Genomic DNA, 7,671 nt, shown 5'->3' with positions numbered 1-7,671 from the left:
CTCTCCGAGGTGGTTGCGATTCGCAGAGCGGGGTGCGAACGGCTACGCCGATCCGCTCGCACGTGGATCGGCGGTTCGCCTCGTGGGTGCTGCTTCGGCGGCACGTTCGGGTGACGCGGGCGCGATGAATGTACAGAAGGCCGGGAGTTCCTCCTGCGGAGTCGTCCGTGGGAGGGGGTCCCGGCCTTCGTCGCTCCTGCAGCCGGTCGAGGGCCGTGCGTAGGCGCGGGCAGCGGGGCATCCCTGTTGCGCGATGCCACGAGGCCCCGAGAGCGCACGGGGCTCGGCACGATGGTCGCCGCGGTCGGTGTACGCAACCGAGGTCAGGAGCGCATCGGCGGCCCAATTCTGCGGGCGGATCGATCCTCGACCTCGGATGCGACCAGACCCCGTCAGCAGACTCGAGGGATGCGTGGAACACCGGCCTGATCTCCGCGACCGATTCCTTCGTCCGGACCTCTGATGACACTGCCGCGCTGTCGACGCCGCGCAGAACGTCGGCCGAGGTCCTTGCTCAGCCACCATCGTGGCTGACGGTCGCTCTCAGCTGACGTACTGCTCACAATCGGAGAGCACCTCGTACTCGCCGCCCCGAGCGCTGTACCTCGAGTCGCTGCCGCACATCCGCACACGTCTCACGCGCGAACCGGCTCCGCACGGCTCCTCGTCATCAGGCTCGCGGCACGCGGCCCCTCCGACGGATGTCGCGGTAGCGCTCCTCTCTCCGAAGGGAGGCACCGAAGCGCACGGCGGAGCCGAACGCGCGATCCGCGTGTCAGCGGATCGCGCTAGGCGGAACGCACGACGCTCCGCGGAAAGCGACCGCCTCCGACGAAAGTCGCGGCGGCGCTTCCTCTCCGAAGGGAGGCGCCGAAGCGCGCGGCGAAGCCGAACGCGCGATCCGCGTGCGAGCGGATCGCGCTAGGCGGAACGCACCACGCTCCACGGAGCGCAACCACCCCTGGAAGCCCACTGCGGTGCGCCGCCACGCGGCGCACGAATCAGCTCAGCCGGCCGACGGACGCCAGGGCCGCGCGGACCAGGGCGCCGCGTCCGCCCTCCATCTCGGCGGAGACGGCGTCGGAGCAGGCCTCGTCGGGGGTCATCCAGGTGAGCTCGAGGGCGTCCTGGCGGGGATCGCAGGTGCCGGTGACAGGGACGACGTAGGCGAGGGACACGGCGTGCTGGCGCTCGTCCGTGAAGGGGCCCATGCCGGGCATGGGGAAGTACTCGGCGACGTGGAAGGGGAGCGGGCTGGCCGGCAGCAGCGGGAAGGCCATGGGGCCGAGGTCCTTCTCGAGGTGCCGGAAGAGGGCGTCGCGCAGCGTCTCTCCGTACATCACCCGGCCCGACACGATCGTGCGCGTGATCTGGCCCGACGCCGTCGCGCGCAGCAGCACGCCCACCTCCGTGACCTGGCCGAGCCCGTCGACGCGCACGGGCACCGCTTCGACGTACAGCAGCGGGAGCCGACGGCGGATCTCGGCGAGTTCGTCGTCGGACAGCCACCCGGAGTTGGGGTCAGGGGTACGCACGCTCATGGAGCCATTCTTACCCGACGTTCATGTCGGTCCGGTTTCGCAGCGGGCGCGGCGGGGCCGGCGGCGATGATGGAGCCATGGGAATCGATCCGAACGCCGTGCTGTGGTCCTCCTCCGAGAAGGACCGGGTGGGACGCCCGCTGCTGGTGCTCCTGCACGGCTACGGCTCGCATGAGGGCGATCTCTTCTCGCTCGGCGCGTACCTGCCGCTGGAGCCGGTGCTCGCGTCGCTGCGCGCCCCGCTCGCCCTGGACGGGCGGGCGAACGCGTGGTGGCCGCTGCGGCTGCCGATGGATCCGGAGGAGTCGCGCACCGATCCGGCCGAGGTCGAGCAGCCGACCCAGGACGTCCTCGACTGGCTGGACGCGCTCGAGCACCCGGGCCCGATCGGACTCCTGGGCTTCTCCCAGGGTGCGGCGCTGGCGGTGCAGCTGCTCCGGCGCGCCCCCGGCCGCTTCACGTTCGCCGTCGCCCTCTCGGGGTTCGTCGTGCCGCTGCCCGAGGGAGACGACGCGGATGAGCGCCTCGCACGGGAGCGCCCGCTCGTGTTCCGCGGTCGCGGCACGCTGGACACGGTCATCCCGGAGAGGGCGGTGACGGAGGGCGACGCGTGGTTCCCGGCGCACACGGAGCTCGACTCGCGCGTCTACGAGGACGTGGCGCACGGCGTGAGCCAGGCCGAGATCGCCGACGTGAGCGCCTTCATCAGCCGCGCGTTCGGTTGAGCCGCCGACGGCGGGCGCCGCGTCAAGGGTTTGCCCGTGGCGGACGCCGCGGCCAGTGTCGGTGGTGGCAGGGAGGATGGAATCATGCCCACCGATCTCGGCGGCAGCGCTCTCGAGCGCTTCTCCCCCGCCACCCGCGCCTGGTTCCAGGGCGCCTTCCCGGCGCCCACCGCGGCGCAGGAGGGGGCCTGGTCGGCGATCTCGTCGGGCTCGCACGCGCTCGTGGTCGCTCCGACCGGTTCGGGCAAGACGCTGTCGGCGTTCCTCTGGGCGATCGACCGGCTCGTGCAGGGCCCGCCGCCGGAGGATCCGCAGCACCGCACCCGCGTCCTCTACGTCTCGCCGCTGAAGGCGCTCGGCGTCGACGTCGAGCGCAACCTCCGCTCCCCGCTCGTCGGGGTCACCCAGACGGCGCTGCGCTTGAACGCCGAGGGCATCGGAGTCGCTCCGTCGACCGTCACGGTCGGCGTCCGCTCCGGGGACACTCCCGCCGCCGAGCGGCGCGTGCTGCAGAAGACGCCGCCCGACATCCTCATCACCACGCCCGAGTCGCTCTACCTGATGCTCACCTCCGCCGCGCGCGAGTCGCTGCGCGGCGTCGAGACCGTGATCGTCGACGAGGTGCACGCCGTCGCCTCGACCAAGCGCGGAGCGCACCTCGCGGTCTCGCTCGAGCGCCTCGACGCCCTGCTGCCCAAGCCGGTCCAGCGCATCGGCCTCTCGGCGACGGTGCGCCCGCGCGAGGAGGTCGCCCGGTTCCTGGCCGGCCGCTCGCCGGTGTCGATCGTGGCGCCGGTGTCCGAGAAGCAGTGGGACCTCACGGTCGTCGTACCGGTCGAGGACATGTCCGAGCTCGGGGCGGCCGCTCCGCAGGAGGGCTCGACCATGGGCGCGACCGGCCCGCAGAGCGGATCGATCTGGCCGCACGTCGAGGAGTCGATCGTCGACCGCGTGCTCGCGCACACCTCCTCCATCGTCTTCGCCAACTCGCGCCGGCTCGCCGAGCGGCTCACCGCCCGGCTGAACGAGATCTACGCGGAGCGCCGCGAGGCCGACCTCGAGCGGGCCCGCGCGGCGGCCGAGCCCGTCGCCGTCGGGGCCCTCGTCGACGAGGCGATCGGATCGATGGCCACGGGGGCGTCCCGCCGGGCCCCGGCCGAGCTCATGGGCGCGGCCGGCGGCACGAGCGGCTCCGGGCAGTCCGCTCCCGACGACGAACCGCTGCTCGCCCGCGCGCACCACGGCTCCGTCAGCAAGGAGCAGCGGGCGATCATCGAGGACGACCTGAAGTCCGGCCGCCTCCGCTGCGTCGTCGCCACGTCGAGCCTCGAGCTCGGGATCGACATGGGCGCGGTCGACCTCGTCGTGCAGGTCGAGACGCCGCCGTCGGTCGCGAGCGCCCTCCAGCGCGTCGGACGCGCGGGCCACCAGGTCGGCGAGGTGTCGCGCGGCGCCTTCTACCCCAAGCATCGGGCCGACCTGCTGCACTCCGCGGTCACCACCGAGCGGATGCGCTCCGGGCTGATCGAGGCGATCCAGGTCCCCGCGAATCCGCTCGACATCCTCGCGCAGCAGACCGTCGCCGCCACGGCACTCGAGGCGCTCGACGTCGACGACTGGTTCGACACGGTCCGTCGCAGCGCGCCGTTCGTCTCGCTGCCCCGCTCCGCCTACGAGGCGACCCTCGATCTGCTGTCCGGCCGGTACCCCTCCGATCAGTTCGCGGAGCTGCGGCCGCGACTCGTCTGGGACCGCGACGCGAACACGCTGACCGGACGGCCCGGTGCGCAGCGCCTGGCCGTCACGAGCGGCGGCACGATCCCCGACCGCGGGCTCTTCGGCGTCTTCATGGTCGGCGAGCCCGGCTCGACCGGCAACCGCGTCGGCGAGCTCGACGAGGAGATGGTCTACGAGTCGCGCGTCGGCGACGTCTTCGCGCTCGGAGCGACGAGCTGGCGGATCCAGGAGATCACCTACGACCGCGTGATCGTCACGCCCGCCTTCGGCGAGCCCGGTCGCCTCCCGTTCTGGAAGGGCGACTCCCAGGGCCGGCCCGCCGAGCTCGGCGAGGCGATCGGCGCGTTCACCCGCGAGCTCGGCGGGTCGGCCGCCGATCCCGCGCGAGCGCGCTGCGCCGAGGCGGGCCTGGACGAGTACGCCACGAACAACCTGCTGTCCTTCCTCGACGAGCAGCGGATCGCCACCGGGCAGATTCCGGACGACCGCACGCTGGTGCTCGAGCGCTTCCGCGACGAGCTGGGCGACTGGCGGCTCGTGCTCCACTCGCCGTACGGCATGCAGGTGCACTCCCCGTGGGCCCTCGCCGTCGGCGCGCGCGTGCGCGAGCGGCACGGGGTCGACGGAGCGGCGATGGCCGGCGACGACGGCATCGTCGTCCGCATCCCCGACACCGAGTCGGAACCCCCCGGCGCCGAGCTGTTCCTGTTCGAGCGCGACGAGCTCGAGTCGCTCGTGACGAGCGAGGTCGGCGGGTCGGCCCTCTTCGCCGCCCGCTTCCGCGAGTGCGCGGCGCGGGCGCTGCTCCTGCCCCGCTACAACCCCGGCAAGCGGTCACCGCTCTGGCAGCAGCGTCAGCGCGCCGCGCAGCTCCTCGACGTCGCGCGCACCTACCCGACGTTCCCGATCATCCTCGAGACGGTGCGCGAGTGCCTCCAGGACGTCTACGACCTGCCCGCGCTGCTGCGCCTGGCCGCGCGGCTCGACGGACGCGAGCTGCGGATCCTCGAGGTCGAGACGCCGACCGCGAGCCCGTTCGCCCGGTCGATGCTCTTCGGCTACGTCGCAGCGTTCATGTACGAGGGCGACAGCCCGCTCGCCGAGCGCCGGGCCGCCGCGCTGTCGGTCGACGCGGCGCTGCTGGGCGAGCTGCTCGGCCGGGCCGAGCTGCGCGAGCTGCTCGACCCGGTCGTCCTCGCGCAGATCGAGCGCGAGCTGCAGCGCGTCGAACCGGAGCGGCGTCTGCGCGGGCTCGAGGGCGCGGCCGACCTGCTCCGCCTGCTCGGTCCGCTGACGATGGACGAGCTGGGCGAGCGCCTCGTCGAGGAGTCCGTCGCATCGGCGGACGTCGCGGCCGCTCCTCCGATCGGGCGCGAGACGCTCGAGGCGGTCGTCGCACAGCTCGTGAAGGCGAAGCGCGTCCTGCCCGTCGGCCTCGGCGGCGAGCAGCGCTACGCCGCGATGGAGGATGCGGCGAGGCTCCGCGACGCCCTCGGCGTGCCCCTGCCGATCGGCGTGCCGGTCGCATTCATCGACCCGGTGCGCGATCCGCTCGGCGACCTCGTCGCCCGCTACGGGCGCACCCACGGCCCCTTCACCGCCGCCGCCGTCGCGACGAGGCTCGGCCTCGGCGTCGCGGTCGTCACCGACACGCTCCGCCGCCTCTCGGGCGAGCGGCGGGTGACCGAGGGCGAGTTCCGGCCGAACGGCACGGGCAGCGAGTGGTGCGACGCCGAGGTGCTCCGCCGGCTCCGGAGCCGCTCGCTCGCCGCGCTCCGCAAGGAGGTCGAGCCGGTCGACGGCGCGACCTACGGACGGTTCCTTCCGGCCTGGCAGCACGTCGGCGGGTCGCTCCGCGGCATCGACGGCGTCGCCTCCGTCATCGACCAGCTCGCCGGAGCGCCGATCCCCGCGTCGGCCTGGGAGACGCTGATCCTGCCCTCCCGCGTCCGCGACTACTCCCCCGCCCTGCTCGACGAGCTCACCGCCACCGGCGAGGTGCTCTGGGCCGGCGCCGGCACGCTGCCCGGCAACGACGGCTGGGTGAGCCTGCACCTCGCCGAGACGGCCGGGCTCACCCTGCCCATCCCCGGCGAGACGCTGCCGCTCGGGGAGCTGCAGCAGGAGATCGTCGGGGTCCTCGGCTCCGGCGGCGGCTACTTCTTCCGCCAGCTGTCCGACGCGGTCGGCTCGACCGACGACTCCGCCCTGGTCGATGCGCTCTGGGAGCTCGTCTGGGCGGGGCTGCTCACCAACGACACGCTCGCCCCGCTGCGCACCCTCGTCGGCACCAGCGGAGGAGCGCACCGCCAGCCGCGCGCGCCCGCCCGCGCCCGCGCTCCCCGCGGCCGCATGATGACCCGGCCGACCATGCAGACGCGGGTCGGCCCGCCGACCGCGGGCGGCCGCTGGTCGATCGTGCCGCTCGCCGAGTCCGACCCGACGATCCGCGGTCACGCGCTCGGCGAGGTGCTGCTCGAGCGGTACGGCATCGTCACGCGCGGCTCCGTGCAGGCGGAGGGCGTGCTCGGCGGCTTCGCGCTCGCCTACAAGGTGCTCAGCGGCTTCGAGCAGCAGGGCCGCGCCCGCCGGGGCTACTTCATCGAGAAGCTCGGAGCCGCCCAGTTCGGCACCGCGGGCAGCGTCGACCGGCTGCGCACCTTCGTGCCGCAGGACGACGCGCGCGACCGGCCCCGGCCGGTGCTGGCCCTCGCGGCGACCGACCCCGCGAATCCGTTCGGCGCGGCGCTGCCGTGGCCGCAGGGCGAGGGGCACCGGCCCGGACGCAAGGCCGGCGCACTCGTCGCGATCGTCGACGGCGAGCTCGCCGTCTACCTCGAGCGCGGCGGCAAGACCGCGCTCACCTTCACGAGTGACGAGACCGCGCTCGCCGACGCGGCCGGCGCGTTCGCCCAGCTGGTGCGCTCCCGCGGGGTCGAGAAGCTCACCGTCGAGAAGGTCGACGGCGAGTTCTCCCTCGGCACCGCGCTGGGCGACGCCCTCGTCGCGGCCGGCTTCGTCGCGAACCCGCGCGGACTCAGGATGCGCGCGTGAGCGCCGGGAGGAGCCCGCGTGCCCGAGGGTGACACCGTCTACCGGTCGGCGCACAACCTGGCGGAGGCGCTCGACGGCCAGGTGCTGACGACCTGCGACGTCCGCGTGCCGAAGTACGCGACCGTCGACCTCACCGGCGAGACGATCGACTCCGTGGTCCCCCGGGGCAAGCACCTGCTGATGCGCGTCGGCGAGGCGCTGATCCACTCGCACCTCAAGATGGAGGGCAGCTGGCACCTCTACCCGCTCGGCGGCCCGCGGCCGAAGTGGCACCGCCCCGCGTTCCAGGCGCGGATCGTTCTCGAGACCGACCAGTGGCAGGCCGTCGGCTTCGAGCTGGGGCTCCTCGAGATCGTCCCCCTGTCGGCCGAGGAGGACGTCGTGGGCTACCTCGGTCCTGACCTGCTCGGGCCGGACTGGGATCCGGACGAGGCGCTGCGCCGCCTCTCGGCCGACCCCGATCGGCCGATCGGGCTGGCGCTGCTCGACCAGCGGATCATGGCCGGCCTCGGCAACGTCTACCGTGCCGAGCTCTGCTTCCTCCGCGGCGTGCTGCCGACCCGACCGGTCGGCGAGTCCGGCGACCTCGTGCGGATGATCGCCCTGGCGAAGAA

At 73.6% G+C, this 7,671-nt stretch carries 3 protein-coding genes and 1 pseudogene; 3 read left to right on the top strand and 1 reads right to left on the bottom strand.

Annotated features, from left to right (window positions below; all coding sequences use genetic code 11):
* Positions 1-1,001: 1,001 nt before the first annotated feature.
* Entirely contained in the window at positions 1,002-1,541 is a 540-nt protein-coding gene (locus ASF46_RS03815) for an NUDIX hydrolase family protein (protein ID WP_055786971.1), read from the bottom strand.
* 77 nt (positions 1,542-1,618) lie between these two features.
* Here ASF46_RS03815 and ASF46_RS03810 point away from each other — a divergent pair, with 77 nt between their 5' ends.
* From ASF46_RS03810 to ASF46_RS03800, 3 genes and pseudogenes are all read left to right on the top strand, one after another.
* Complete coding sequence (locus tag ASF46_RS03810; RefSeq protein WP_056866485.1) at positions 1,619-2,266, top strand: alpha/beta hydrolase; 648 nt, start codon at positions 1,619-1,621, stop codon at positions 2,264-2,266.
* Positions 2,267-2,350: 84 nt separating this feature from the next.
* Positions 2,351-7,057 carry an ATP-dependent helicase gene (locus ASF46_RS03805; RefSeq protein ID WP_056866484.1) on the top strand — a complete coding sequence of 1,569 codons (4,707 nt, stop codon included), beginning with the start codon at positions 2,351-2,353 and terminating at the stop codon, positions 7,055-7,057.
* An 18-nt stretch (positions 7,058-7,075) separates the two neighbouring features.
* A pseudogene (locus ASF46_RS03800) lies at positions 7,076-7,671 on the top strand (DNA-formamidopyrimidine glycosylase family protein); the annotation flags it as partial.

The sequence above is a fragment of the Rathayibacter sp. Leaf296 genome (assembly GCF_001423045.1).
GTDB classification, from domain to species: Bacteria; Actinomycetota; Actinomycetes; order Actinomycetales; family Microbacteriaceae; genus Rathayibacter; species Rathayibacter caricis.
Note: the sequence above shows the minus strand (reverse complement) of the source record. Positions and strands in the feature narration are given on the sequence as shown.

Excerpts from the sequence above, each read along its gene's own strand:
- ASF46_RS03815 (WP_055786971.1), bottom strand. The coding sequence starts at position 1,541 with ATGAGCGTGCGTACCCCTGACCCCAACTCCGGGTGGCTGTCCGACGAC.
- ASF46_RS03810 (WP_056866485.1), top strand. The coding sequence starts at position 1,619 with ATGGGAATCGATCCGAACGCCGTGCTGTGGTCCTCCTCCGAGAAGGAC.
- ASF46_RS03805 (WP_056866484.1), top strand. The coding sequence starts at position 2,351 with ATGCCCACCGATCTCGGCGGCAGCGCTCTCGAGCGCTTCTCCCCCGCC.